This is a genomic window from Rhizobium grahamii CCGE 502 (assembly GCF_000298315.2).
GTDB classification, from domain to species: Bacteria; Pseudomonadota; Alphaproteobacteria; order Rhizobiales; family Rhizobiaceae; genus Rhizobium; species Rhizobium grahamii.
Genome location: NZ_AEYE02000035.1, coordinates 232,233 through 257,304, shown reverse-complemented (window position 1 = coordinate 257,304; position 25,072 = coordinate 232,233). Strand labels below are relative to the sequence as shown.

At 58.4% G+C, this 25,072-nt stretch carries 25 protein-coding genes and 2 pseudogenes; 11 read left to right on the top strand and 16 right to left on the bottom strand.

Translation table 11 applies throughout. The features are described from left to right. Window positions 1-40: 40 nt before the first annotated feature. A pseudogene (locus tag RGCCGE502_RS35825) lies at window positions 41-222 on the top strand (extracellular solute-binding protein); the annotation flags it as partial. Further along, a pseudogene (locus RGCCGE502_RS39310) lies at window positions 217-774 on the top strand (TOBE domain-containing protein); the annotation flags it as partial. The pseudogenes RGCCGE502_RS35825 and RGCCGE502_RS39310, both read left to right, overlap by 6 nt. A gap of 349 nt (window positions 775-1,123) precedes the next feature. Here the strand turns inward: RGCCGE502_RS39310 and RGCCGE502_RS37580 are convergent. After that, window positions 1,124-1,297 (bottom strand): hypothetical protein, encoded by a 174-nt coding sequence (locus RGCCGE502_RS37580; protein ID WP_019280342.1) that lies wholly within the window; start codon window positions 1,295-1,297, stop codon window positions 1,124-1,126. Here RGCCGE502_RS37580 and RGCCGE502_RS37575 point away from each other — a divergent pair. Continuing rightward, a complete protein-coding gene (locus tag RGCCGE502_RS37575) occupies window positions 1,296-1,823 on the top strand; it encodes an endonuclease/exonuclease/phosphatase family protein (RefSeq protein WP_016557707.1) in 528 nt (175 codons plus the stop codon). The two genes, RGCCGE502_RS37580 and RGCCGE502_RS37575, sit on opposite strands and share 2 nt — an antisense overlap. A 198-nt stretch (window positions 1,824-2,021) precedes the next feature. Here the strand turns inward: RGCCGE502_RS37575 and RGCCGE502_RS28610 are convergent, their stop codons facing one another. From RGCCGE502_RS28610 to RGCCGE502_RS28600, 3 genes are all read right to left on the bottom strand, one after another. Further along, window positions 2,022-3,047 carry an ABC transporter permease gene (locus tag RGCCGE502_RS28610; RefSeq protein WP_016557706.1) on the bottom strand — a complete coding sequence of 342 codons (1,026 nt, stop codon included), beginning with the start codon at window positions 3,045-3,047 and terminating at the stop codon, window positions 2,022-2,024. A 42-nt stretch (window positions 3,048-3,089) separates the two neighbouring features. Beyond that, window positions 3,090-4,634, bottom strand: a complete 1,545-nt coding sequence (locus tag RGCCGE502_RS28605; RefSeq protein ID WP_040675910.1) for a sugar ABC transporter ATP-binding protein — start codon at window positions 4,632-4,634, stop codon at window positions 3,090-3,092. 67 nt (window positions 4,635-4,701) lie between these two features. Next, window positions 4,702-5,664 carry a sugar-binding protein gene (locus tag RGCCGE502_RS28600; RefSeq protein WP_016557704.1) on the bottom strand — a complete coding sequence of 321 codons (963 nt, stop codon included), beginning with the start codon at window positions 5,662-5,664 and terminating at the stop codon, window positions 4,702-4,704. A 417-nt stretch (window positions 5,665-6,081) separates the two neighbouring features. Between RGCCGE502_RS28600 and RGCCGE502_RS28595 the strand changes: the two genes are divergently transcribed. After that, window positions 6,082-6,399, top strand: coding sequence for an ArsR/SmtB family transcription factor (locus tag RGCCGE502_RS28595; RefSeq protein WP_016557703.1), 318 nt, complete (start codon window positions 6,082-6,084; stop codon window positions 6,397-6,399). 699 nt (window positions 6,400-7,098) lie between these two features. After that, a complete protein-coding gene (locus RGCCGE502_RS28590; RefSeq protein ID WP_244441808.1) occupies window positions 7,099-7,422 on the top strand; it encodes a hypothetical protein in 324 nt (107 codons plus the stop codon). On the opposite strand, the gene RGCCGE502_RS28585 is transcribed toward RGCCGE502_RS28590, so the two are convergent. The 6 genes from RGCCGE502_RS28585 to RGCCGE502_RS28560 form a co-directional block, all read right to left on the bottom strand. Beyond that, window positions 7,417-7,755, bottom strand: a complete 339-nt coding sequence (locus RGCCGE502_RS28585) for a DUF2147 domain-containing protein (RefSeq protein WP_016557701.1) — start codon at window positions 7,753-7,755, stop codon at window positions 7,417-7,419. The two genes, RGCCGE502_RS28590 and RGCCGE502_RS28585, sit on opposite strands and share 6 nt — an antisense overlap. A gap of 148 nt (window positions 7,756-7,903) precedes the next feature. After that, window positions 7,904-9,904 (bottom strand): aldo/keto reductase, encoded by a 2,001-nt coding sequence (locus RGCCGE502_RS28580; RefSeq protein ID WP_016557700.1) that lies wholly within the window; start codon window positions 9,902-9,904, stop codon window positions 7,904-7,906. Between the two features lie 44 nt (window positions 9,905-9,948). Beyond that, window positions 9,949-11,034: an ABC transporter ATP-binding protein gene (locus RGCCGE502_RS28575; RefSeq protein WP_016557699.1), complete on the bottom strand. Its 1,086-nt coding sequence runs from the start codon at window positions 11,032-11,034 to the stop codon at window positions 9,949-9,951. A gap of 14 nt (window positions 11,035-11,048) precedes the next feature. Further along, the gene (locus tag RGCCGE502_RS28570) at window positions 11,049-11,885 is read right to left on the bottom strand and encodes a carbohydrate ABC transporter permease (RefSeq protein ID WP_016557698.1); all 837 of its coding nucleotides are present in this window, start codon (window positions 11,883-11,885) and stop codon (window positions 11,049-11,051) included. After that, the gene (locus tag RGCCGE502_RS28565; protein ID WP_016557697.1) at window positions 11,882-12,742 is read right to left on the bottom strand and encodes a carbohydrate ABC transporter permease; all 861 of its coding nucleotides are present in this window, start codon (window positions 12,740-12,742) and stop codon (window positions 11,882-11,884) included. Before RGCCGE502_RS28565 ends, RGCCGE502_RS28570 begins: the two co-directional genes overlap by 4 nt. Window positions 12,743-12,820: 78 nt before the next feature. Further along, complete coding sequence (locus tag RGCCGE502_RS28560) at window positions 12,821-14,098, bottom strand: ABC transporter substrate-binding protein (RefSeq protein WP_016557696.1); 1,278 nt, start codon at window positions 14,096-14,098, stop codon at window positions 12,821-12,823. An 86-nt stretch (window positions 14,099-14,184) separates the two neighbouring features. Between RGCCGE502_RS28560 and RGCCGE502_RS28555 the strand changes: the two genes are divergently transcribed. Then, window positions 14,185-15,093 (top strand): helix-turn-helix domain-containing protein, encoded by a 909-nt coding sequence (locus RGCCGE502_RS28555; RefSeq protein WP_016557695.1) that lies wholly within the window; start codon window positions 14,185-14,187, stop codon window positions 15,091-15,093. Between the two features lie 15 nt (window positions 15,094-15,108). Here RGCCGE502_RS28555 and RGCCGE502_RS28550 read toward each other — a convergent pair whose 3' ends face one another. Further along, on the bottom strand, window positions 15,109-16,017 hold the full coding sequence (locus tag RGCCGE502_RS28550; RefSeq protein WP_016557694.1) for a LysR family transcriptional regulator: 909 nt from the start codon (window positions 16,015-16,017) through the stop codon (window positions 15,109-15,111). Between the two features lie 152 nt (window positions 16,018-16,169). Between RGCCGE502_RS28550 and RGCCGE502_RS28545 the strand changes: the two genes are divergently transcribed. The 4 genes from RGCCGE502_RS28545 (at window position 16,170) to RGCCGE502_RS28530 (ending at window position 20,417) form a co-directional block, all read left to right on the top strand. Beyond that, on the top strand, window positions 16,170-17,969 hold the full coding sequence (locus RGCCGE502_RS28545) for an IlvD/Edd family dehydratase (RefSeq protein ID WP_040675907.1): 1,800 nt from the start codon (window positions 16,170-16,172) through the stop codon (window positions 17,967-17,969). Between the two features lie 235 nt (window positions 17,970-18,204). Next, on the top strand, window positions 18,205-19,365 hold the full coding sequence (locus RGCCGE502_RS28540; RefSeq protein ID WP_016557692.1) for a fumarylacetoacetate hydrolase family protein: 1,161 nt from the start codon (window positions 18,205-18,207) through the stop codon (window positions 19,363-19,365). Window positions 19,366-19,465: 100 nt separating this feature from the next. Next, window positions 19,466-19,744, top strand: coding sequence for a hypothetical protein (locus RGCCGE502_RS38330; protein ID WP_016557690.1), 279 nt, complete (start codon window positions 19,466-19,468; stop codon window positions 19,742-19,744). A gap of 223 nt (window positions 19,745-19,967) precedes the next feature. Further along, window positions 19,968-20,417, top strand: coding sequence for a helix-turn-helix domain-containing protein (locus tag RGCCGE502_RS28530; protein ID WP_016557689.1), 450 nt, complete (start codon window positions 19,968-19,970; stop codon window positions 20,415-20,417). 83 nt (window positions 20,418-20,500) lie between these two features. Here the strand turns inward: RGCCGE502_RS28530 and pepT are convergent, their stop codons facing one another. Together pepT and RGCCGE502_RS38825 are read right to left on the bottom strand one after the other, a co-directional pair. Further along, window positions 20,501-21,730 (bottom strand): peptidase T, encoded by a 1,230-nt coding sequence (pepT, locus tag RGCCGE502_RS28525; RefSeq protein ID WP_016557688.1) that lies wholly within the window; start codon window positions 21,728-21,730, stop codon window positions 20,501-20,503. Further along, complete coding sequence (locus tag RGCCGE502_RS38825; RefSeq protein WP_280114308.1) at window positions 21,720-21,851, bottom strand: hypothetical protein; 132 nt, start codon at window positions 21,849-21,851, stop codon at window positions 21,720-21,722. The genes pepT and RGCCGE502_RS38825 overlap by 11 nt, the downstream gene beginning before the upstream one ends. Window positions 21,852-21,917: 66 nt before the next feature. On the opposite strand from RGCCGE502_RS38825, the gene RGCCGE502_RS28520 reads away from it, so the two are divergent. Further along, window positions 21,918-22,172, top strand: a complete 255-nt coding sequence (locus RGCCGE502_RS28520; RefSeq protein ID WP_016557687.1) for a YMGG-like glycine zipper-containing protein — start codon at window positions 21,918-21,920, stop codon at window positions 22,170-22,172. Window positions 22,173-22,229: 57 nt separating this feature from the next. On the opposite strand, the gene RGCCGE502_RS28515 is transcribed toward RGCCGE502_RS28520, so the two are convergent. Genes RGCCGE502_RS28515 through RGCCGE502_RS28505 form a run of 3 tightly spaced genes read right to left on the bottom strand, consistent with a single transcriptional unit; the run spans window position 22,230 to window position 25,059 of the window. Next, window positions 22,230-23,072, bottom strand: a complete 843-nt coding sequence (locus RGCCGE502_RS28515; protein ID WP_016557686.1) for an ABC transporter permease — start codon at window positions 23,070-23,072, stop codon at window positions 22,230-22,232. A gap of 2 nt (window positions 23,073-23,074) precedes the next feature. Continuing rightward, on the bottom strand, window positions 23,075-23,953 hold the full coding sequence (locus RGCCGE502_RS28510; RefSeq protein ID WP_016557685.1) for an ABC transporter permease: 879 nt from the start codon (window positions 23,951-23,953) through the stop codon (window positions 23,075-23,077). Further along, window positions 23,950-25,059, bottom strand: coding sequence for an ABC transporter ATP-binding protein (locus tag RGCCGE502_RS28505; protein ID WP_040675904.1), 1,110 nt, complete (start codon window positions 25,057-25,059; stop codon window positions 23,950-23,952). The genes RGCCGE502_RS28510 and RGCCGE502_RS28505 overlap by 4 nt, the downstream gene beginning before the upstream one ends. Window positions 25,060-25,072: the final 13 nt, after the last annotated feature.

Genomic DNA, 25,072 nt, shown 5'->3' with positions numbered 1-25,072 from the left:
GGTTCTCATGTAAGTCAAGCTTTTCGCCGCTGCCGGCGCCATCCTCGCATCAACCTTCCTTGCCAATCCTTCGTTCGCTGCCGAGAAAACCAAGATCGATTTCTGGTTGGCAATTCCGGTGACATCGCAAAGCGTATTCAGGAACAAAGCGTCCGTTTCAACCAATCCCAGTCGGATTACGTCGTCTGCACCAGCCAAGGCAGCTACGACGCCTCCCTGCAGAAGGGCGCGACCTCGATTTTCGTCTCGCATGACCAGACGGAGGCGATGACATTGGCAGATCGGCTCGTGGTGATGAACGGCGGCATGGTGGAGCAGGGGGGACCCCTGCAGAAGTCTATCATCACCCCGCAAGCCGGTTTGTCGCCAATTTCGTCGGTGCACCGGCCATGAACCTTCTCGAAGGTGCGGTAAAGGCCGGTGGCATCTTTGTGTCGGACCAGAATGGTGAAGTCGTCCTCACTCCGGAGCAGGGCCTTCCCCTGGTTGGGAAACGGGTGGTGCTAGGCATACGGGCGGAAGCTGCCAGGCTCGCCGCTGCTGACGCCCCTGGTGCACTCCCCGCGATTGCAGACGCCGTTGAGGAACTCGGCGCCGGCAGCGTCGTGCATGCCGATCTGAACGGGGTGCCGTTCGCCGCTGCATTGACCGATAGCGTCGACCTCTCCCCCGGGCGTTCCCGCCGGCATCGTGATCGACCGGTTCCACGTTCATCTGTATGCGGCTGACAGCGGCAAGCGGATTGTCGCCCCACTTGCCGAAACAGGGTTTTGAGTTCTTCGACCCATGACGAATATCATTCCCGACATGCTGCTGAGCGTGACTGAGGCAATGAACAGTTTTCAAGATCCAGCTTGATATCGTCACTGCTGTTTCTGGGTGCCTGCGGCCACCATGTGACGGGCTTCTTGACAAGGCGAGGGACGCCAAGCTCCTGTCCGAGGAGCACGATCGATTTGCCGCGCTGCTCCGTGCATCGTCCTCGGTGGAGGTTGTGCGTCGCCGACCGGCGCCTCGCCTGCCGTCATCAACGCTGCGGATTGCGGCTTGGAACGCCGAACGCCTCAAATACCAGACGCCTTCGGCAGCGCTTGCGCGGTTTTGCGATCCCGACATCCTGTTGCTATCGGAAGTGGACTGCGGCATGGCACGTGCGGGAAACCGGCACACCATAATGGACTTGCCCGCCGATCTTGCCATGTCTTACATCTACGGTGTCGAGTTCGTCGAACTGGGCCTCGGTCATAGCCGCGAGCGGGCGTGGCACGCCGGTGAAAGCAACAGCATCGGCTGTCATGGCAACGTCCTACTCACCCGACTTGCTGTATGCGTTGATCCGTCTCGACGATGGAGCCGTTTGGTGGACGGATGCGAGGGATGGTCAGGGTCGCATCGGGTACCGAATTGCCAGAGCCAGCCTGATCGCAAGTCCCGTCGCCGTCTCGGTGCATCTCGAAAGCAAGAGCGAGGCGAAAGACCGGGCGAACCAGACGGGCCGGCTGATAAATGCCGTCGATTGTTTGGCCAGTGGGCGACCCGTCGTGATCGGAGGTGATTTCAACACCAATGCGCTCGGAAAGGGTTTCGAAAGACCGGAGGATGAAGAGCCACTCTTTGCGTTGCTTGCGACGGCTGGCTATTCCTGGCTTGGCGCGAATGATTTTTCCCGATGGAACTCCTCAACCGCCCTTCCCGCGGCTAGACTGGCTTTTTCTACCGAGGGCTTCTTGCATCCACTCCCGCCACGGCCCCGGCAATCGACGGGGACGGACGTGCAATTTCCGATCACGATCTCATCATCGCGGAGCTTTCCAATCGGGTGAGCCTTCGCTATGAACCGTGCCCGTTTCGTAACGAGCGAACGAGGGCATTCTATCTTCGTTGGTCGCACAGGACCGCGAACGCGGCCGCCCCCTTCTGTCGGCCAGAAAAGGCTCTGGGCTACGGACCTCGGGCCACGCCAGGGTGGGAGGACCGTTGGTATCAGAGTGCGAAACTCTGTCTCTCTCAATTGCGCACTTTCAGTCCTGACTTGTTATTGCTGGCGCCTTTCCTTCCGCTTGCATGCGGCTTTCTGTCTGCCTGGACGCCACTACAAGCCGGCGTTGCGCGCGAATGGAGTGCCATTGCTGGTCGATAAGCACCCCAATCAGGATGACGCCGCCCATGACAGCAAAGTTCAATGACGACGGGATGCCGAGCAGGTTGACCAGGTTCTGCAATTCCTGAAGCAGGATCGTCCCGAGCACCACGCCAATAACGGATCCCTCCCCGCCGCGCAGTGAAAAACCGCCAAGAACCGCCGCTGCGATCGCATAGAGTTCATAGAATTGTCCATGGCTGGCAGGCGATATCGACCGTGTGTACATGGCGAAATAGATGGCGGAAAGAGCAGTGAGCAGGCCACAGATGACGTACGCGGCCATGACCATGCGGCCAGTCCGGATGCCGGAGTAGCGGGCTGCCTCCTCGTTTTTGCCGATTGCGTAGAGATAGCGACCGAACACCGACCGGTGCAGCACTACCCACATGACAGCGGTGATGACAACGAGCGCAATGAAGGTGTTGGGCACCCCGTAGAACCGCCCTGCCGTGAGGAATTCGAGTTCGGGGAAATTCTGGCCGAAGGCAAAGCCAGCGGTTCCGTCGGCTGTGTAAAAACGCGCAGCACCACGGTAGATCAGGAGGCCGCAAAGTGTCACGACGAAGGGTTGAAGGTTCAACCGGGTGATCAGCCAGCCATGGATGGCCCCGATCACTGATCCGAGCAATAGGATGAGAGGAAGTGCCAGGATCCAGGACATATCCTGTACAGCAATGAAATCGATGAACAGGACACCAAGAAGTGCCACCAGCGATCCCACGGAAAGTTCGATCCCGCCGGTGATGATGACGAAGGCCTGCCCGATCGACAGGATGCCGAAGAGCCCGATGAGGTTTGACGTATTTGCCAGGTTGATGGGTAGCAGGAAGCGTGGATTTATGATCGCGACGACTATGCCCACGACGATGATCAGCAGCAGAAGTCCGAAGTCTTTCTTAGTCATCGCGCATTCCGTTCCCGACACCAGTTCCCGTGGGCCTCGGCCCTATTTTACCCGTTTGCCGACCGCAAGCAAAAGCACGCTTTCCTGGCTGATCTCGTCGTCTTCCAGGATGCCTGCGATCTGGCCCTCGTGCATGACGGCTATCCGGTCGGAGACGCCTATCACTTCTTCCATATCGCTTGATATCATCAAGATGGCGACGCCGGCGTCCGCGAGCGCGCGCATCAGACCATAGATCTCGCTCTTTGCGCCAATGTCGATGCCGCGTGTCGGCTCGTCGAAAATCATGACCTTCGGGCTCATCGACAGCCATTTCGCCAAAACCACCTTCTGCTGGTTTCCTCCGGAGAGAGTTCCTGTCCGTGTCGAAACGGATGGAGCCTTGATGCCGAGGCGGGTACGCTGCTGTTCGGCTGCGGCCCTTTCCCGCTCGGTAGACACCATGAAATTCGTGGCCAGAGAGGGGAGGTTGGCGAGCGTGATGTTTCCTGCGATCGGAAGGTCGAGAAGGATCCCGTTACGTTTTCGATCCTCCGGCACCAGAAAGATCCCCCTTTCAACCGCGTCGCGGGCGTTGTTGATGGCGATCTCCTTGCCATCCTGCAAGACCTCCCCGCCATAACTTCGGTCTATGCCGAAAAGCACCCGGGCCAGTTCGGTGCGGCCCGACCCGACGAGACCAGCTAGCCCGAGAATTTCGCCGTAGCGGATCTCGAGGTCTACAGGCCGGCCAGGATAGGCGCCGGTCCGCACCATGCTCGCCTTCAGCGCTACCGCGCCGGCAGATCGCTTTGGCTTTGCCGTGCGTGCAGCCAGGACGCGCCCGATCATCAACTTGACCATCTGGTCATGTCCGATGTCGTCTCTGGCAAGTGTACCGACCAGCATACCATCTCGCAGCACGATCACCCGGTCAGCGACGCGCTCGACTTCGTGAAGACGATGGGAAATGAAGATAACGCTGATGCCATCAACCTTGAGAAGTTTGATGATGCTCAAGAGCCGCTCGGTTTCTGCCAAGGGAAGGCTGGAGGTCGGCTCGTCAAAAATAACAAGTCTGGCGTTGATGGAGAGCGCCTTAGCAATCTCGACCATCTGCTGCTCGGCCAACGAAAGCGAAGCCACGGGCGTATCGGGCCTAAAATGCGCCCCTACCCGCCTGAGAAGCGGCTTAACCAATTCTCGCAACCGGTTCCTGTCAACCAACCTGAAGGGCCCGGCCCTGAGTGGCTCGCGGCCGAGGAAGACATTGGCAGCGACGTCGAGGTTCTCGAAAAGATTGAGTTCCTGATGAACAAAGGCGATGCCGGAGGCGATGCTCGACTCCACGCTGAACGAATGCAGTTCCACCCCGTCGAGAAGGATTGTGCCCCGATCGGGTGCGATGACACCACCGAGAATTTTCATCAGGGTGGACTTCCCCGCACCGTTTTCTCCAACGAGACCGATGACCTCACCGGGGAAGATATCGATAGACAGCCCATCGAGGGCAACCACGCCCGGATAGGTCTTTCCGACGCCGGAAAGGGAGAGAAACGGCGTCTCACGGGGTGGTGGTATGTCGTCTTTGTTTATGGACCGGTCCATGCTGAAGTGCCACTGGCTGGGAATATCGTTCACGACAGCGATTAGCATCCCTGCCGTGAAGGAGACCTTATTTGCCTGCCATGGCCTTCAGGTTTGCGGCATAGGCGTCGACATCATCCTTGCCGACGATCACGGTCGGAATGATGATGAGCTTGTTTTCCGGTATCCCTGATTTGTCGCCCTTCAGGTATGAGGCCATCAGCTTCATGCCTTGATAGGCCCACTCGAACGGCTGCTGTACGACCGTCGCGGCGACTGTCCCTTCCTTGACACCCCCGAGAGTGATCGGGTCGTCGTCGAAGCCAACGACGGTGATCTGGCCCAGTTTGCCGGCATCACGCAGGGCCTCGTAGATTCGGGGCGTGTTATAGGAGTAAAAGCCGACCATGCAGGTCACGTCGGGGCTGGCAACCAGGGCATCCTCGACGTTCTTCTTTGCGCGGGTCTGATCGATATCGTCACCGCGCACGTCGGTCAGCTCAATCTTCGTGCCCTTCAAGCCGTCTTTCATGCCCTGGATGCGTTCCTTGGCGTTGTCAGCTCCAAGGAGACCTACGAAACCGATGCACTTGCCGCCGTCGGGCATCGCCTTCTTGGCTATCTCTGCCGCCTGCATGCCTGCGTCGATATTGGAAGAGCCGATATAGGCAACGCGATTGGTCTGCGGTGCGTCGCTGTCGGTGGTGAAGAGCGCGGTCTGCGAGCCAATCTTGTTCAGCCCGTCAGTCGAGGTCTTCGGATCCACGGCGGAAACCATGATCCCCTTGACGCCCGCGCTCACAAGATCGTCCATCAGGCGCTGCTGCACGGCAACGGATGCCTGTTCAGGATATTTCAGTTCCATTGTATAATCAGGCATTTCAGCCTGCGCCTTCTTAACCCCGGCCTCGGCTGCCTTCCAGAAATCGGACGCGCCATTGACCACGAAGGCAAGCGTAGGCTTGTCGGCAGCATGGGATGACGTGATAGACGCGACGCTCACGATCAGTCCTGCAAAGAACAGGGCAGCATTAGTCTTTATAGGGTTCATAGTACACCTCCCGAGGGGCACCATTGCGTGTGCCTGTTGTGCGACTGGCGACCGGGTGAATGCGCCTCCTCCAAGGCGTCGCGAGAGCGACCTATGCATCGGTTCCGGTCGTCCTTGCTGACGGTATACGAGTTTCTTGATTAGTAAATAGTCATATTAATTGATTTCCAGATTCCTTCAAGGCGATCAAAGCGTTCGTCTCGCCGCCTAGAAGCAGCCCGTCGTCGCTTGCGGCTATTTGCCGTATTTTTTTTCGCGCTTTAAGCGCTCGGTCCGTTTCTTGTCCGCTCAATTCAGTAGGATTCTGCTCCTGTCCCCCCTCTGTGTCATTCTGTCGCTGTTGTTGTAAATCCCGGCAATCGCGCCACATGGTTGATTCTACCGCCGCGCCAGGCGCTGTAACGCAACGGATCCAGGATGCCAGATCAAGCTACAGTCGATCGCTTCCGTGTCCACGATGCGGCCCACTATCTGAGAAACATGTCCCATCAAACGAGATTGCGAATTGTCTGCGTGCTCGCTGGCGGAGAGCGCAGCGTTGGCGAATTGCAGGACGCCCTGGACATGCCTCAGGCGGCGGTGTCGCAGCAGTTGGCAAAGCTGCGGTCTGGAGGCATCGTCACGGAACGACGCACAGGGCGCCAGGTCTACTACCGGGTTATCCATTCCGAGACGATCGACCTGCTCCAGATGCTGTCAGGCATGTTTCCTGCAGGTGACCGTGGGAGGTCATAGTGCATTACATGCTGAGCTGCCGGCAGGAAGCCGGCCTGCTGATCACCTGAAACTTATACGGCCACGGCAACGTTTCTGGATGTTTGGCTCGACCTCAGGAGTGATCGAAGGCGGACGTCTTAGGGCCCTGGTGAGATCTTCAAGGGTTGTGGTGCACGCATCGAGTGATTGCGAGGCGATGACATCCGCCAGTCGTCCGCTCTCCAATCCTGCGGCGCTCCGTCTTATCCTGGAGAATCGTCGAGGCCGATACCAGTGAAATCCCCTTGGTGCGATTCTGAGGATCTTGCGTCTGGAACCCTGACCGTCACAGGGCAGCGTGTCCAGTCGCCTTGAGTTTGGCGCCTAGTTTGGCGCCTTGAGGTTGGCGGCTTGAGTTTGGCGGCTTGAGTTTGGCGGCGTGGGTCTGAGGGCTTGAGTCTAAAGTTAGCGGCTTGAATGTGATGCCTTGGATCTGACGCTTGAACCGGCAATGAGATCTGCCTCCATCGCTCACGCCATCTCGCCTATAAAACAGGCGCTCTGCGCATTTTGCACAATGCCGAAATCCATTCTGACTGGCGTGATGGCCATTTTCGATGGCGACAATCCCGTCACCGGCTTGCCTAACGTTTCCGCGCACCTTGCGAACCGATTGGCACAAAGATTGCATAGTATTTCCCGGTGCTTTTGCTTTTTTAGGAGGGAAAAATGGCCTCTATGATTACCGACATCGTCAGCGCCACTGGAAAGCTTGAGGCAGCGATTCTTGATGTTACCAATCTAAGCCCAGGCAGCCCTGATCGTTCAAGGTCAATGAGAGCAAAGGCGAAATTGCTTCCACAGGTCCTTGTGAAGCATTTTCCCGAACTCTCTTGGATCGAGCGTGAACTGCGGGGTGTATTCGAAGCATGCTCGGACGCGATTGACCGCAAGTCAGTCAACCCCGTGGTAGCAAAGGCGGCAATATCGATTGCGGACGAATACAGGCAGGTAATCGACTCCATGAAAGACACGAGACAGTTTTCGCGTCGCATGTCATAGCCGCGTCCAAATGAGGGATACGCAGATCACCTTCATCGTGCAACCACGCATGTGAACCGTATCCCCGGTTTGCGTGAGCACGCCATTGAAGGTTTTCCGGCTCTCCGGCTCGACAATGGTTCCGGTGAAATTACCCTTGCTACCGCGGAAAGTGCCGATCCGTTTGCCAGCGTTGTTGCCGGTTTTCATGGTGATGCAGTAACCTTGCGCGCATTCGTCAATGGCGGCGGTCGTACCGACTTCTGTCTTCCAGGTTCCGACGACAGGCTCTTGAGCCAAAACACTGGAGGCCACAAGCGTCAGCGACGCCGTGATCAGACCCAGTCGTTTCATGGTTCGCTCCCTCTCTGATGATCAGCTAGGGCCGCTTCCGGCCTAAAGCGGTGGAGTATACGCTTTCAGGGCGCCGTGCTCCAGCGTTCCTTGCCCGGTGTCTTCAGGTGCCCGGGACCGAGGTCCCGGGGCATGGTCATTGCTCGCACTAGGCTTCCAGCCACTTCACCTGTTCCGGAGTAAGCTTGATGTCGAGAGCAGAGAGGCTGTCCTCAAGCTCCGCGATTGTCCGTGGTCCAATCAAGGGAATGACCGGGAATGGCTGTGCGATCACGTAGGCAAGCGCGATGTGGATCGGGCTCCGGCCAAGCGTGGATGCCATCTCGATGGCCCTGTCGCGACGTTCGAAATTACGATCCGAATACCAGCACCGTACGATTTCTTCGTCGTCGTGTTTGTCTCGCCCAGCACGGTCGGTGAAGAAACCGCGCCCCTGACTCGACCACGCGAAATTTGGTATCTGCTTCTCCTTGAGCCACGTCTTCCAGGCGTCGTCGGAGGCTGCCACGCATCCAGCCCAGATCGGGTCGAGCATTTCCGCAAGCGAAAAGTTGTTGGAGAGCGCAGCCGGAGCCGCCTTGCCGTTCTTGGCGGCATAGGCTGCGGCCTCATCCATGCGTTCGCGTGTCCAATTCGAACCGCCGAAGAGACCACGAATGCGGCCACGTCGGACTTCGGCGTCCATCGCGTCGACGAACTCTCCGACCGGAACAGCGACGTTGTCTCGATGCATGAAATAAATGTCGATGTAGTCGGTCTTGAGCCGGTTCAGGGACTGATCGAGTTGCTTGGCGATGACATCGGGATAGCAGAGCGGAGAATGTGCGCCCTTGCCGATCAACACGATCTCCTCGCGGGGCACCTGCCGGCTCGTATGCCAGTCACCGAAGATGCTTTCAGTCTTGCCTCCGCCGTAAACGAAGGCCGTATCAAAAACGTTGCCACCAGCCTCGTAGAACGCGTCGAGGGTCAGCGACGCCGCCGCAAAGCTTGGAAAGAATTCGAACCCGAGGGTGACAACCGAAGCGGGCTTGGAAAGACCAGGGATCTGGCGGCGCGGGACGGTGTTGCCGGGCCGCACGCTTGCCCCCGACAGGTTCGTCTTCCGCTGCTCCGCCCGTTCGATCTCGTATTCCAGACCAATCGACGCGCGCCATTGGTCGAGGACGCGCAGATTACCGACCGAGTCAGCCCAACCCATGCCCGGTGACCGGAATTGTGCCTCGCCCGCCCCGATAGCGTCACCAGCCGCGTCAACCTCGAAGGAATAGAGCCACCGATCTTCCTTGACCTCGACGGTCTGCAGCTCGTTGCCCTTGATGATCTCGATCCTGCCCACCCCACCCTGGTGTCCGGAGGCAAACCAGAAGTCCTTGACCTCGATGCGTCCTTCCGATCCGATAATGCGCAGGGTGTTGTCCTGCTGTGCCATGATCGAGCATGACACTTCGGCGATGATGCCGTTTGGAAATTTCAGGACGGCCGAGGCCCATTCATCGACGCCTGATTGACCGAGGTGGCCGACGCCGGAGACTTTCTCAGGTTCGAGGAACGGCTGGCCCTCGACGGTGCCGGCAATCAGTCTGGCCATCGAAACGGGGTAGCCGCCGACATCTAGAATGCCTCCGCCGGCGGTCTCGTTGGCAAACAGGCGATGCTCCGGCCTGTAAGTACCCATGTTGAAGCCGAAGCTGGAGCGGATGATGCGCACGGAGCCAATGCCACCGTCTCTGACCAGCTCCACGATCTTGGCCGTTTGCGGGTGAAGCCGATACATGAACGCTTCGCCGGCAAAGACCCCCGCCTTTTTGGCTTCGTGGTAAATTGCTTCAGCCTCGAAGGCGGAAAGCGCGATCGGCTTTTCGACCAGGACGTGCTTTCCCGCGCGGATCGCCTTGATAGCCCATTCAGCATGACCGGTGTGCGGCGTGGCGATATAGATCGCGTCGGTCTCGGCATCTGTCAGCAATGCATCATATCCGTTGACGATGCGTGCGCCGGGAAAGCCCTCCGCTATCCCTGGCTTGTCCGGGTTACGGGTGGCGATCGCCACGAGCTTGCCTGTTCGCGAATGGGCAATGCCGTCCGCGAAGGTGCGCGCGATGGTTCCGGGGCCAATGATGCCCCAGCGGATCCGTTCTTTGCTCATGGAAATTCCTCTTTCATTGCAAGGGTCTTGGGATTAGGCCTTGGTCAGCGCAGGCGGTTGCCGGCACTGTCGAACAGAAAGCTGCGTTCGGCGCTCAGGCCGACGGTCAGCGTGTCGCGGTTGCCAGCGGCGCGCGATTCCGGTCGCTCGATGATGAGCGCTTCGCCGCCTGCCGTGGTCGCGTAGATGTAGCTGGTATTTCCGAGGTGTTCGGCGACGTCGACGGTGACGGTGAAATCCGTGTCGCCCTGCCCGGCGTCCACGAAGTGTTCCGGCCGGATCCCGAGCGTTACCGGGGCGCCGGGTGCAAGCGGACCGCTTACCGGGAGGGTCAGGCGGACATGCCGGTCCCCTGTAAGCGCGACGGTTGCCCCGGCAGCGCTCTGCTCGAGGAGCACCGCCTTCAGGAAATTCATCTTCGGCGAACCGACAAAGCCCGCGACGAACTGGTTTGCCGGATCATCATAAAGGTCGAGAGGCGCGCCTACCTGCTCGATGTTGCCGGCGCGCAGGACGACGATCTTGTCGGCAAGCGTCATCGCTTCCGTCTGGTCGTGCGTGACATAGATCATCGTCGTGCCGAGCTGTTTATGAAGGCGCGAGATCTCGACGCGCATCTGCACGCGCAGTTCCGCGTCGAGGTTCGACAATGGTTCATCGAAAAGGAACACCTGAGGTTCGCGCACGATGGCACGGCCGATGGCAACGCGCTGGCGCTGGCCGCCCGAAAGCTGCTTCGGTCGTCGCTGCATCAACTCGTTGATCTGGAGGATGTTGGCGGCATGCTTGACGCGCTTTTGCGTATCGTCCTTCTGATTGCCATTCATGCGCAAGCCAAAGCTAAGATTTTCCTCGACGGTCATGTGTGGATAGAGCGCGTAGGACTGGAACACCATCGCAATGCCGCGGTCAGCGGGCTCCACGTCATTGACGAGCCTGCCGCCAATGCTGATTTCGCCGCCGGAAATATCTTCAAGGCCGGCGATCATGCGCAGCAGTGTCGACTTGCCGCAACCGGACGGGCCAACAAAGACGACGAACTCGCCGTCCTCCACCTCGAGATTTGCGCCATGAATGATTTCCAGCGCGCCGAAGCGCTTTACGACATTTTTGAGCGAAAGTTCCGACATCAGGCGTTTCCCGGTTATTTGACTGCGCCGGCGGCAATGCCGGCTATGAAGTGGCGCTGCAGGAAGACGAAGATCACGAGAATGGGGGCCGTGAGCATCATCGCGCCGGCCATGATCCCGCCCCACGAAACCTTGGTGAGGCCGATCAGTGTTCCGAGCGCCACCGGAGCAGTCATCATCCCCGGTTTGGAGTTGATGAGCAGTGGCCAGAGGTAGTTGTTCCAGGAATGGAGGAAGAGGATGATGGCCAGCGCCGCCATCGTCGGTCTTGCCAGAGGCAATGCGATCCGAAGGAAGATCTGCCATTCCTTGACGCCTTCGACGCGGGCGGCATCGAACAACTCGCCCGGCATCATCGAGAAGGCCTGCCGCATGAACAAGACCCCAAGGGAATTGAAGAGAGGCGGCACGATCAATGCGATCCAGGTGTTAGCCAACTTGAACTCGCGGGCCACCATGATGAACTGCGGGATCACGACGACGGCAAAGGGAAGCGTGATCGTTCCAAGAATAATACCGATGACAACCGAGCGTCCGACGAAGCGATAGCGCGCCAGCGCCCAGCCGGCCATCGAGGTGAGGAGCACTGACAGGAATGTATAGATCGTCGCAACACCGATGGAGATGAACATCGCCTGGATGAAGTCGGTGTCGGCCTGCAAGTTTCTGAAGTTCTCGACGAAGTTGGTCGAGGGCCAGAGCACGATGTCCGGGCTGAAGATGCCAAAGTCAGACATCGTCGAGAAGACGAACATCATCCACAGCGGAAACAGCCAGATGATGGCGAGCGGCGTCAGGACGGCATGCAGGCCGATCTGCCGGAGAAGCAAGGATTGGGACTTCGATCTCATTTCGGCTCCCTTCCGATCCAGAGGTTGAGGAGCGAGATTGCGACCGCCAGTGCGGCCATCGTATAGGCGACAGCGGATGCGTAGCCGAAATTCAGCGAACGGAAGCCCTCGCGATAAAGGAGAAGGCCGAGCGTTTCTGTTCCACCTCCCGGGCCACCGCGATTGGTGATGAGGAACGGCTCTGTGAAGAGCTGCATTGTGCCGATGACCGAAAGGATGACACAGAAAAGAATGATCGGTTTCAGGAGCGGCAGGGTGATGTGGAAGAACTGCTGGGCCTTGCTGACGCGGTCCAGCGTTGCCGCCTCATAGACGTCGTCCGGAATGGATTGCAAGCCGGCGAGGATAATGATCGCGTTGTACCCCGCCCAGCGCCATGTCACGGCGATGATGATCAGGGTCATGGCAGCGTTGGCATTATCGAACCAGGAAACGGCAGGAAGTCCGACGAAGGTGATGATCTTGTTGACGATCCCGAAGTCGAAGCTGAACATCAGCCGGAAGACTGCGGAGTAGGCCACCTCGCCAACAACCACAGGTGCGAAAAAGGCAAAGCGAAACAGCGGCCGGGCTTTAAGAAGCGGCGAGTTCAGCAGCACCGCCATGACAGTAGCGATGGCGATCATCACCGGTACCTGGATAACCAGGATGATCAGTGTGTTGTAGAGCGCGTTGTAGAAGGCCGGATCGCCGATGAGACGGCCCCAATTGATGGACAGGCTGAATTTCCATGGATTAACGCGGGTATTCTGAAACGAGGTCAGAAACGAACTGATGATCGGCCATATCCAAAAGGTGGCAAACACCAGCAGATAGGGCGCAAGAAAAGCGTAGGCGTTCCGGTTCCGGATCGGCATCCTGTTCTCCTTCCAGACGAGACGAGCCACCCCTTTGGGATAGAAGCCGGGCGCCAATAGGGCGCCCGGCATCGTTACTCATTTCGCAAGGGGAATACCTGTCGCGGTGGCGATCTGGCTTGCCGCGTCATCGAGTGCGGCCTTCGCGTCGGGATAGCCGCCGGCGAAGTACTTGGTCTGCGCAGCCCTGTAGATCGAGTCGGCGTCCGTCTGGAACGCCGTACCACGGCTCGGGACAATCTTCGGCAGGGTCGAAAGGATGTCGGCCCATACCTTCTGATCGTGCCAGTAGGGCTGCGGTTCGTTGACGAACGGGTCCTGGACGGCGGTCAGCAGTGACGGAACAAGGCCGAAAGACTTCAGCATCGTCACCTGGCCCTCGTTGGTGCCGAGTGCGTAGTTAATGTAGGTCCAGGCTGCCTCCTTGTTCTGGGAATTGGCAGCGATTGCAAGCGAAGAACCGCCGAGGTTTGCCGCATGCGGGCCGTCCGCAGTCAGGCTAGGCATCGTATAGACACCCCACTTGCCTGAGAGATCGGGCGAACCGGAGCGGATTGTGCCCTCGTACCAGCCTCCATACATTTGACTGGCGACTTTGCCTGCTGTATTCGCCTGGATCTTCTCGTCCCAGATGGCAGCCGTCAGCGTGCCGGCGTCCTTCATCTGCTTAACTTTTTCAAGCGTGGCGACGCAGGCCGGCTGATTGATCGTGATCGCCTGGCCATCAGTCGAGAAGTAGCCGCAGCCCTGCTCGTTTGAGATCATGCGGAACCATTCGCTGTCACCGTTGAAGTCGGCCTGGGCCATGACAACACCGGGATTGGCGGCGGAGATTTTCTTGCCTGCTGCGATGAAGTCATCCCAGGTCTTGATAGTCGACGGATCGACGCCGGCCTTTTCATAAAAATCGCGGCGATAGAAGACCGCGACCGGACCGGAATCCCAAGGCATGGCATAGGCGACGTCGCCGACCTCAAGTTCGGTGCGCTTGAAGTCGGGGAATTTCGCCTGGATTTCCGGCGTGTAACCGAGTTCCTTGAGGTTGGCGAAGCAGTCGGGGAAGCGGCTCCAGAAGATTTCCGCTTCGAAATTCTCGACGCTGACGATGTCAGGCAACCCTTCGCCGCCGGCAGCGCAAGCCGCCAGCATCTTGTCGAAGACCTGCTGGTTGCCCAGATCCTCAACCGTGACCTTGATATCCGGATGCTGCTTGTTGAAGCCTTCGAGCGTGGACTTCAGCGCCGATGCGGCAATGTTCCAGCTCCAGATGGTGAGATTGCCCGACTGCTGCGCGAACGCAGAACCGGAAGCAAGCAGTGCGACTGCAGTCGTCGCACCGATCAGTTTGAAGCGCATTGAAAATCCTCCCTTTTCAATTGCCGTCCCTTAGCGAACGCGGCTAGACTATCTGGAAGGGAGCCGCTGTCTCCTAAAAAGGGAACATGGAATTGGCGGAAAGTAAGGTCGTAAGGCGGGCTGTCTACCAGCCGGGAGCGAGCAGTATCGAAGGGTTGCCGACGGCCCTGCAGATGTTTCACAACCACCCACCAGTGATGCTGATGCCGCATTGGCATGTGCAGGTCGAAGTAAATTACGTCATGCAAGGCAGTGTGCACTATCGCATCAACGGCCAGAAAATCTCGTTGTCCGAGGGCGACATGTGCCTCTTCTGGGGCGGCCAACCGCACCAGATGGACGACTGCAGCGAGAACGCGATCTATGCTGGCGGGCATCTTCCGCTGGTCTATTTTTTTCGAATGCGCCTGCCGATCAATATGTCGAGCCGGCTTATGAAGGGTGAAATCCTCTTTACCTCGGCGACAGACGCGGCCGACCGCGAGAACTTTCCGCGTTGGGTGCGCTACACCAGGTCCGGCGATCCGGCGAAGGCACAACACGCCGTCGATGAGATGCTATTGCGCATGGAGCGGATTGCACTGGAGCCTTATTCTATGATCCCGACACTCGGGCCGACGGATGCTGACGATATCGAGCAATGCTATCCGCAATCGTCGCGCAGCGTGGCGCGGATGTGCGACTTTATTGCAGTCAACTTCCTGCAGGAAATCGACTCGGTCGACATCGCCCGCGCCGCCGATCTTCACCCTAAATACGCGATGAACCTGTTTAAGAAGACGACCGGCATGACGCTCAACAAATATGTTAATCTTCTGCGCCTCTCGCGTGCGCAGGCGATGCTCATGAACGATGAGGCAAACGTCCTGCAGGTTGCCATGGATAGTGGCTTCGGCTCGATCAGCGCCTTCAACAAGTCGTTCCGCCACATCGCCGGCATGTCACCGTCCGATTTCCGCCGGGACGCCCGGATGGTCACGCAGTATGCGCCTTGAACGGCTGGTTTTTTCTCACGGGCTTCGCGTTGTCGCAAACACATTGTAGACAATCTCAGCGGAGGCGGGGAGGTCGCGGTCCCTGAGTTTGATGAGCCCGAACCCGGGGACCGAGATGTCCCCCTCGATGTTCAAAGCCCTGACGAGACCGTGACGCTCGAGCAGTGCTGCTACCGGCTCGGCAAAGATGCCGAGCCGCTGGCTCTGGAGCATCAGCAACATGGTCAGCAGCGCATCGGAGGTCGACACGACGCTCGCCGGTACGATGCCGTGACGGCGTATGAAGTCATCGACGACTTGTCGAAGGAACGAGCCATGTGGCTGGAGCACCCAACTTTGGTGCCTCAGGTCGTCCTCGGTGACGAGATGTTTGGAGCACAAGGGATGATCAACTGCCACGATAACGCGCAGAGTCTCCTGACCGATGGGGAGATAATCGAACCAGAGTGGGTTCATGCCACTTGGGACACGGCATACGGCAAAATCCAGTCTTCTGCTGAGGACGTCCTCAAGCAACACGTCGCTACTGCCGACGGCGATGCTGATATCGATCGTCGGGTGGCTCTCAAAAATCCGTTTTAGAGCGGGGGCGACATAATCGGCAGCAGGCGTCATGATCGTACCGAATGCAACACTACCACCCTGCCCGGCAGCTGCAACCACCATCTCGTACTCGGCGCGCTGTGCCTCCGAGATCAGCATTTTGGCGTGACGGACGATTACCTCGCCTTGAGGTGTGGGGATCAGACCTCGGTTGTGACGTTCGAAGAGCTGGTGCCCGGACATCTGCTCGAGCTCGTTCAAGGTTCTCGATAGCGCCGGTTGAGAGACGCCAAACATCTCGGCAACCACACCAAGCTTTCCATGCTCACTGAGGGCCACGAGCATCTTCAAGTGCCGCAGTCTAAAACCGTCCAATCCCATAACGCCTCACCCGATATAAGAGATTTGCATATCAAAATGCGAAAGACTGATTATACATTCCTGTATCGATCAGCTAAGTGCATGACAACAACGGCGTCAACGCAAGGACATCCATCGTGGCAGAGAAGACCCCCTCCCCGAATCAGAGCGCAATTCAACAGCAGGACGGATCGCGGCAGCTTCGTTCCAAGGCGTGGTTCGACAACCTCGCCAACCCCGACATGACCGCTCTCTACCTCGAGCGTTATATGAACTTCGGCCTCAGTCAGGAAGAGCTGCAATCGGGTAGGCCGATCATCGGCATCGCACAGACTGGTTCGGATTTGTCCCCCTGCAACCGTCACCACATCGAACTCGCCAAGCGCGTACGCGAAGGTATTCGTGACGCTGGCGGTATCGCCATCGAATTCCCCGTCCACCCGATCCAGGAAACCGGCAAGCGTCCGACCGCAGGTCTCGACCGCAACCTGTCGTACCTCGGTCTTGTTGAGGTACTCTACGGCTACCCGCTCGATGGCGTTGTTCTGACCATCGGTTGCGACAAGACGACGCCAGCCTGTCTGATGGCTGCGGCAACCGTCAACATTCCGGCAATCGCGCTCTCGGTCGGCCCGATGCTGAACGGCTGGTTCCGCGGCGAGCGCACTGGCTCCGGTACGATTGTCTGGAAGGCGCGCGAGATGATGGCGCGCGGCGAAATCGACTATCAGGGTTTCGTCAAGCTCGTCGCATCCTCCGCGCCGTCGACGGGGTACTGCAACACCATGGGTACGGCGACGACGATGAACTCGCTCGCTGAAGCGCTTGGCATGCAACTGCCGGGTGGGGCGGCGATTCCCGCGCCCTATCGCGACCGGCAGGAAATTTCTTACGAATCGGGCCTGCGCATTGTCGAGATGGTGCGCGAGGATCTGAAGCCCTCTGACATTCTGACCAAGGACGCTTTCATCAACGCGATCCGCGTTAACTCTGCAATCGGCGGATCCACCAATGCTCCGATCCATCTCAACGCACTGGCTCGCCATGTCGGTGTCGACCTGACGGTCGATGATTGGCAGACTTATGGCGAGGAAATCCCGCTGCTTGTCAACCTGCAGCCGGCCGGCGAATATCTCGGCGAGGACTATTATCACGCCGGTGGCGTTCCCGCCGTCATGGGTGAACTGATCAAGCATGACCTGATCAACACGAGTGCGATGACCGTCAACGGCAAGACTGTCGGCGAGAACTACACGACGGCGACGATCGAAGATGACAAGGTCATCCGTCCGTTCGAGCGTCCGCTAAAGGAGCGTGCCGGATTCCGGGTCTTGCGAGGCAATCTCTTCGCCTCGGCCATCATGAAGACGAGCGTAATCTCGCCCGAGTTCCGTCAGCGTTACCTCTCGAATCCGAACGATCCGGAAGCCTTTGTTGGCCGCGCGGTCGTGTTCGACGGACCGGAAGACTACCACCATCGCATCGACGATCCGTCGCTGGCAATCGACTCTTCGACGATCCTTTTCATGCGCGGGGCAGGCCCGATCGGCTACCCCGGCGCCGCCGAGGTCGTCAATATGCGCGCCCCGGACTACCTGTTGAAGCAGGGTATCAGTTCCCTGCCCTGCATTGGTGACGGTCGTCAGTCTGGGACTTCGGGTTCGCCGTCGATCCTCAACGCCTCGCCGGAAGCGGCAGCCGGCGGTGGTCTTGCGCTGCTGAAGACCGGCGACCAGGTTCGCGTTGACCTCAAGAAGGGCACTGCCGACATCCTCATCAGTGACGAGGAGCTTGCTGACCGCCGCAAAGAGCTCGAGGCAGCCGGCGGGTATGTCTATCCGGAAAGTCAGACGCCCTGGCAGGAAATCCAGCGTACCTACGTTGGCCAGATGGAAACCGGTGCGGTACTCGAGCCAGCCGTGAAGTATCAGCGCATCGCCCAGACCAAGGGTATTCCGCGCGATAATCATTAGGGCACGCTCCGGTTCCGGCGCGCGACGGCGCCCGGAAACCGGGTTAGAACTTTGGGCGCGGTGCCATCTCTGGTTCCGCGCCTTTGCAGCAGTATAAAAGATGTGCCACATCTCGGTTTTTAAGCTTGTCGACCGGCGTCGATTGTGCTCGATTTCGGTCCGCCACCGGATGGAGGGCGGCTCTTCTACATCTGATATTTGGGCGACTCCACCGCTCGCGTCACGGGACACCCCAATGCCTTACACACTTCTGGATTCTGCGGCCGCCAGCGGCCTGTTCGTGGGGCGGGTCTGGAATCCCGCTCTCCAGGGCCCATGCGTCGTTGTGCTTCGGGATGGGGAACTGATCGACATTACTTCCAGGGAAACGCCGACGCTCAGTTCACTTTTGGAAACGCCCGATCCCGCCGCGTTTGCCCGTGCCGCGCGCGGCCCAGTCGTTTGCCGATTGAAGGATATTGATGACGCCGGCATTGGTGCGCCGGACGTGTCACGCGTCCATCTGCTCGCCCCTGCCGACCTTCAGGCCATCAAGGCCTGTGGCGTTACCTTCGCGCAGTCGATGATCGAGCGCGTGATCGAAGAGAAGGCTGCCGGAAACCCGGAACGGGCCGCGACGATCCGTGAGCGTGTGAGTAACCTCATCGGCGGTAGCCTTGATAACCTCAAGGCAGGATCGCCAGAAGCCGCTGAGGTCAAGCAAGCCCTGATCGATGAGGGCATGTGGTCCCAGTACCTCGAGGTCGGCATCGGACCTGATGCGGAGGTTTTCACGAAATCTCCCGTGCTTTCGGCCGTCGGATGGGGCGCCGATGTCGGCTTGCACCCCGTCTCGACGTGGAACAACCCGGAACCGGAGGTCGTCCTGGCGGTCAATAGCCGCGGCGAGATTAAAGGTGCAACACTCGGCAACGACGTCAATCTGCGCGACGTCGAAGGTCGCTCCGCCCTCTTGCTCGGCAAGGCAAAGGACAACAACGCTTCCTGCTCGATTGGTCCATTCATACGGCTGCTTGATTCTAGCTTTGGCCTTGACGACGTGCGCAGAGCAGAGCTGGACCTGAGCGTGACGGGAAAAGATGGTTTCGCCCTCAAGGGCAAGAGTTCCATGTCGAAGATCAGTCGCGATCCGACGGAACTCGTGAGGCAGACCAGCGGGACCCACCATCAGTACCCGGATGGTTTCATGCTGTTCCTCGGCACACTGTTTGCGCCGACGCAGGATCGTGACATGCCGAACCAGGGTTTTACCCACAAGGTCGGCGACGTCGTCGAAATCTCTTCAGAAAAACTCGGTGCCCTGGTCAACACGGTGCGACTGTCGACAGAATGTCCGCCATGGACGTTCGGCATTTCGGCACTCATGGCGAGCCTTGCGCAGCGCAATCTTCTATAGGGTGGAAGCGGAGCAATGGAATGGCGCTGCTTCGCCCTTCACCTGTTGCGGGTGAAGAAATGGCTGATATCCCTCGAGGTTGAGCTGGAGTATCTTTTCGATGCGAAAGACCGTTCTGGCATTGATTGGCCTGTCTTTTATCGCCGGATGTACGGGTACGAAAAACTTCTCGTCGCCGGGTCTTGCACCCATCCCGGGGAGTGTCACTTATAATGGACAGCCGCGCACGAAATTGACCAAGTCTCCTCCTGGATCGACCTTTCCACACGATTTCATCGATATGTACGGTCAGCGCGTTGAGGAGACCTACATGATCCAACCCGACAGGTCGCTGAAGATCGTTCACCGAGAGATCAGGCCGATTCATTTTTACCGCTGATTGACCTCGCGCGAAATTCCGGTCCGGTAAATCACTCGCCGACCGCAACTCGAACGGGCTGCACCTTGAAGCTGTTCAGGTTGCAGTCACATTGTTTCGGACAATATTGTCCAAGTTGTATGAACTAACGATTGAATTTGGACGCCACCTCATACAAATACTTTGAGTGCGTTGCATGATGCTCAGCGATGAACTCCACGCTACCTCGGTATGGAACTCTAAAATGAATGCAAAGACACCGAATGCCATCGATAGCTATGTCGGTTCCCGTGTAAGAATGAGAAGGCAACTCCTGGGTCTCAGCCAGGAAAGGCTGGCGGAGCAGATTGGGATTACCTTCCAGCAGGTGCAGAAATACGAAAAGGGATTGAACCGGATCGGGGCGAGCCGCCTCCAGCGGATTTCTGAGGTCTTGAGTGTGTCACCGAGCTTTTTTTTCGAGCAGAATGACGCGGACTCACTCAACCTTCAAGGAACAGAGTTCAGTGCGGTCGATCCGGTCGCCGAATTCCTGCAATCGAAGGAAGGCCTCGCCCTCAACCGGGCTTTCATGAAGATCACCGACACGCAGCTTCGCGAGAAGATTGTAGCCCTGGTCAAGGCGATGGCCCAGGCACAGGAAGGCCGAGATCACCCGGTTGAGAAATCGAGATCCGGTGAGACCTTCGCCTGAGCGATCGAGAGTGAAAGCCAAGCAGGATCACGCGATGACTTTGGCCAATTGTGGCCTATGTGCAAAACGCGATGGAATCGGTCTTACGCCCTTTCTTCCCAGATCTTGGCAAGCTCGACTAGCGTTGCGACCGCCTTTTCCATATCCTGCCTGCTGATCCACTCTTTCGGGGAGTGGAACGCGTGGCCACCAGCAAAGATATTGGGGCACGGCAGTCCCATGAAGGAAAGCCTCGAGCCATCTGTTCCACCCCGAATACTCCCTCGCACGGGCGACATGCCGGCGCGGCGAATGGCTTCAATTGCGTTCTCGACAATTTGCGGATGGTGATCGAGAACAACCTTCATGTTGCGATACTGCTCGTTCACGGCAAAGGTATGGGTAGAGCCGGGATAATCAACCATCACCTCCTTGACGATTTTTTCGAGCAATTGCACTTTTGCGGTTAGGCCAGTCTCGTCAAAGTCGCGGACAATCAGGCTGAGAGCGGCCTTTTCCATCGATCCGGTGACGGCCGTCGGGTGGATGAAGCCATCCCGCCCTTCGGTTGTCTCTGGCGCTGCGTCTCTCGGCAACCGATTAATAATCGCGCCAACAATCTTAATGGCGTTCTCCATCCTGTCCTTGGCAAAACCCGGATGAATGGCGACGCCCGATATCTGGATTTCCACGGCATCGGCGGAAAACGTCTCGTCTTCGATGTGCCCGGCAGTTTCGCCATCAATCGTGTACGCAAACTCGGCGCCAAGTTTTGCAAGATCGACCCGGTTGACTCCGCGTCCGATCTCTTCATCAGGCGTGAACAAAAGCTTGATGGTACCATGCTTTATGTCTGGATTATCCGCAAGGATCTGGACGGCTGTGACAATCTCGGCAAGCCCGGCCTTGTCGTCAGCACCAAGGAGCGTTGTCCCATCCGTTGTGACGATGTCGTTGCCAATCTGATCTAGGAGCGCTGGATTCTCACTGACCCTAATGATCTGGGAGCTGTTTCTAAGCTCGATGTCGCCCCCTTGGTAGTTCTCTCGTATCTGCGGCTTGACGTTAGTCCCCGTGTAGTCCGGCGCCGTATCCATATGCGAGCAAAAGCAGATGACGGGAACGGTCTTATCGCTGTTCGAGGGGATAGTCGCATAGACGTAGCCGTGCTCGTCTAGATGCGCATCGGCCAGGCCGATCGCACTGAGCTCATCCACCAGGAGACGGCCGAGGTCTTTTTGCTTCGTGGTAGACGGTTGGGTTGACGAACCCGGATCGGATTGGGTGTCGATGACGACATAACGAAGGAAGCGATCAAGAACGTTATCGGTCATAGGGTGTCCACTCTGTGTCGGCCATCGCGTTATAGCCATTGATCAGCTTGGTGAACAGCGGCTTGGAAGCCCTCAGCCGGGTGTGAACGAGACGCGGTTTGAGGGTCAGACCTAAGTCCATTGGAACTTCTGATATGATCCCTAGTTATAGCACTGTGTCGCAATATTTTAATGATAGGAGCGCGGAATGAGAAATATTGTCCTAGCGGGAGCCTTGGTTGCGGCGCTGGCCTCATGCACAGCCACGGAGAAGGGAACCGCCATCGGCGCTGGTTCGGGTGCGATCATTGGGGGTGCGGTCAGCAATAGCTGGGAAGGTGCAGCGATCGGCGCCGTCGCCGGCGGTGTTGCCGGTGCCCTGATCGGACGCTCGACCGAACACCGTGGTTATTGCGTGTATCGTGACCGGTACGGCAGAACTTACGAGGCACGCTGCCGATAGGCACCAGACGCAAGGACCGCCTTGTCGTAGCGTCAAGGCGGTCTTGGCAGATTGAGGCTAGTGGCTGCTCTGATGTTTTGCCCTTGCGACAATTTGGGTTGGATTGACAAACTGCAACGCCAATACAAGCCAGAACAAAGTGGTGACCATATAGACGACTGCCATCGCATCGATCGATTGGCCGGCGCGCACACCCGACGCGAAGACGGCGTAATAGAGTGACACGACAAGGGTTTGCGTTGTCGGTCCGGCAATTAGGAACGTGAGTTCGAACATGGCAATGGTGCGCACCAGCACCAGTAGCAACGCGGCCAACATTCCAGGCAACAGCAGCGGGAGCAAGATCCGCAGGAAAAGGCTCGTGGTTCCCGCGCCGAAGACCCGGGCGGCGGCTTCTATCCGGGGATCAATCTGTTCTATGAACGGGATCATCACGAGCACAACGAAGGGGAGCGAGGGGACGATGTTGATCAGCACCACGCCCCAGAAGGTTCCGCCGAGCCCGAGCTGATAGAGGACGGTGGCCAGCGGGATGCCATAGGTCAAGGGGGGGATGAGCAATGGCAACAGGAACAACAGGACAACCAGACGCTTTCCGGGGAAGTCGCGACGGGCCAGAGCGTAGGCCGTGGTAACGCCGAGGATACCCGACACTATCACGACGGTGAAAACGATCTCGAAGGTTACAAGAACGACACTGGAGAGCTGGAACTCCTTCCAGGCACTGAAATACCAGCGCGTTGTCCATCCTGCCGGCAGCCATGTTCCAAGCCATCTCGTCGCGAAGGAGTTGACAACGACGGCTGCAATGACCGCGAGGAGGTTGAGGACGAAAAGGATGGCGAGCGCCCAGATGGCAAAGCGCCATATCTTCGACGTGATGCCTTGGTCCCTGATCATGACTAGCCTTTCGTGCCGCTGGCCGGGCCGCGGTAGAAGAGGGAACGTGTCGCCAGCACGGCGAGCACGACCACCAGTTCAACGCCGCCCATGATGAGGGCGATCGCCGACCCCAGAGAATGATCATACTGTTCGAAGGCAGCCTGGTAAGCTGCAATCGAGATGACGCGCGTGGGGCCGGCCGGCGCACCGAGAAGCACCGCGGAGGGAAATACGGCGAAGGCCTGCACGAAGGCAAGGCAGAAGGTTACGGCGAGGCCGGGAACCAGCAGCGGAAGGAAGACGCGGAAGAAGCGCTGTCGTGGACCCGCACCAAGCGTCGCCGCGGCCTGTTCGATTGCTGGATCGATACCGGTTACGTAGGAAAGGGTGAGCAGGAAGGCGAAAGGAAAACCTGTGATCAGGAGCGAGGCGAAGACACCCCAGTAGTTGTTGGTCAGTTTCACGGGCGTGTCGAGAATGCCGAGGATCAGCAGGGTATGGTTGAACCAGCCACGCGGTCCGAGAAAGGTCAATAAGCCATCGGCGACAAAAACGGTACCCAACGTGATCGGAAGGACGAGAATGGTCGTCAGCAAGCGTTGCCTGCGCATAAGGCGGACGCGAAGCGCTACGGGGACAGCGAAGGCGAGGTTGATCACCGTCACCGGGAGCGCCAGCCACATCGTTGCGGCAATGGTCTGATACTGGAACGGGTCACTGAAGAACTTCACGTAGTTCGCGTACCAGTGCCCTTCCTTTGGCATGAGGGAGTCGGCAAGGCCATAGAGGAACGGGTAGATGAACAGCGCCAGCATGAAGAGCAGCCCAGGCAGCAAAAGCAGTGTCGTGCCATCGAGGCCGCGGGCGGCAAGCCGATTTTGCAGTGCCGGACCCCTCATTGGTCGGCTCCCAGGCCCACTCCCGCAAAAATCAGGGCGCGTCCGACGGCCGGCTGCAACCGGGTTGAGGTGCCGCGGGGTAATGGCTCGTCGGACCGAAAATAGAGCTGTGATCCGTCCCCGGCCCGCGCCATGCCGAAGAACGCGCGACCACGATATTCCATGCTGCTGACGGTTGCTGCGATTCCATCGTCGCTTGTCGCGACGAGATCTTCAGGGCGGACGGACAAGATGGCCGCGTCCCCGACACTGACGGGCGAACGCATCGTGCCGACAACCCGGGCGCCAGCAACCTCGATCTCGGCCTCTTCAGCTGATACGCGCGTAACTTTGCCCGCAACGCGCGTCCTGAATCCCATGAAGTCCGCGACCTCGACGTTGATGGGGCGCTGGTAGAGGTCCTGCGGTGAGCCGATCTGTTCGATATTGCCCTGGCTCATAACGACGATGCGGTCGGCCAGAGACAACGCCTCGTCCTGGTCGTGCGTCACATAGATGGTGGTCGATCCAATCTGGTCGTGGATACCACGGATTTCGGCACGCATTTCGAGCCGCAATTTGGCGTCGAGGTTCGAGAGAGGCTCGTCCATCAAAACGATCGGCGGTCGTATGACAATGGCCCGGGCGATTGCAACACGCTGCTGCTGGCCGCCCGAGAGTTGTCCGGGCAGCTTATCGGCCTGGCTTTCGAGGCGCACTAAGGCCAGTGCATCGCGGATGCGGCGGTCGGCGTCAGCGCCTTTGATGCCTTGCATCGCCAAGCCAAATCCGACATTTTTCAATACGCTCATGTGTGGAAACAGGGCATAGCTCTGGAACACCATGCCAAACCCGCGGCGCTCCGGTTCGAGCTGGTCGATACGTGTACCGCCGAGCCGGATTTCCCCTCCCGACAGTGCGAGCAGACCGGCGATGCAGTTGAGTGCCGTCGACTTGCCGCAACCGGAAGGCCCGAGCAGGGCAACAAACTCTCCCGGTTCAATTGCAACATCGATGCCATTCAGAGCGTTAAACGCCCCGAATGTCCGTCGGATCCCGTCGAGTTCAAGACGTGCGTTCTTACGTATCGGTGTTGTTTTCGTAACCGAGGTCAAGCCAATCTCCATTTGCAGAATGAGG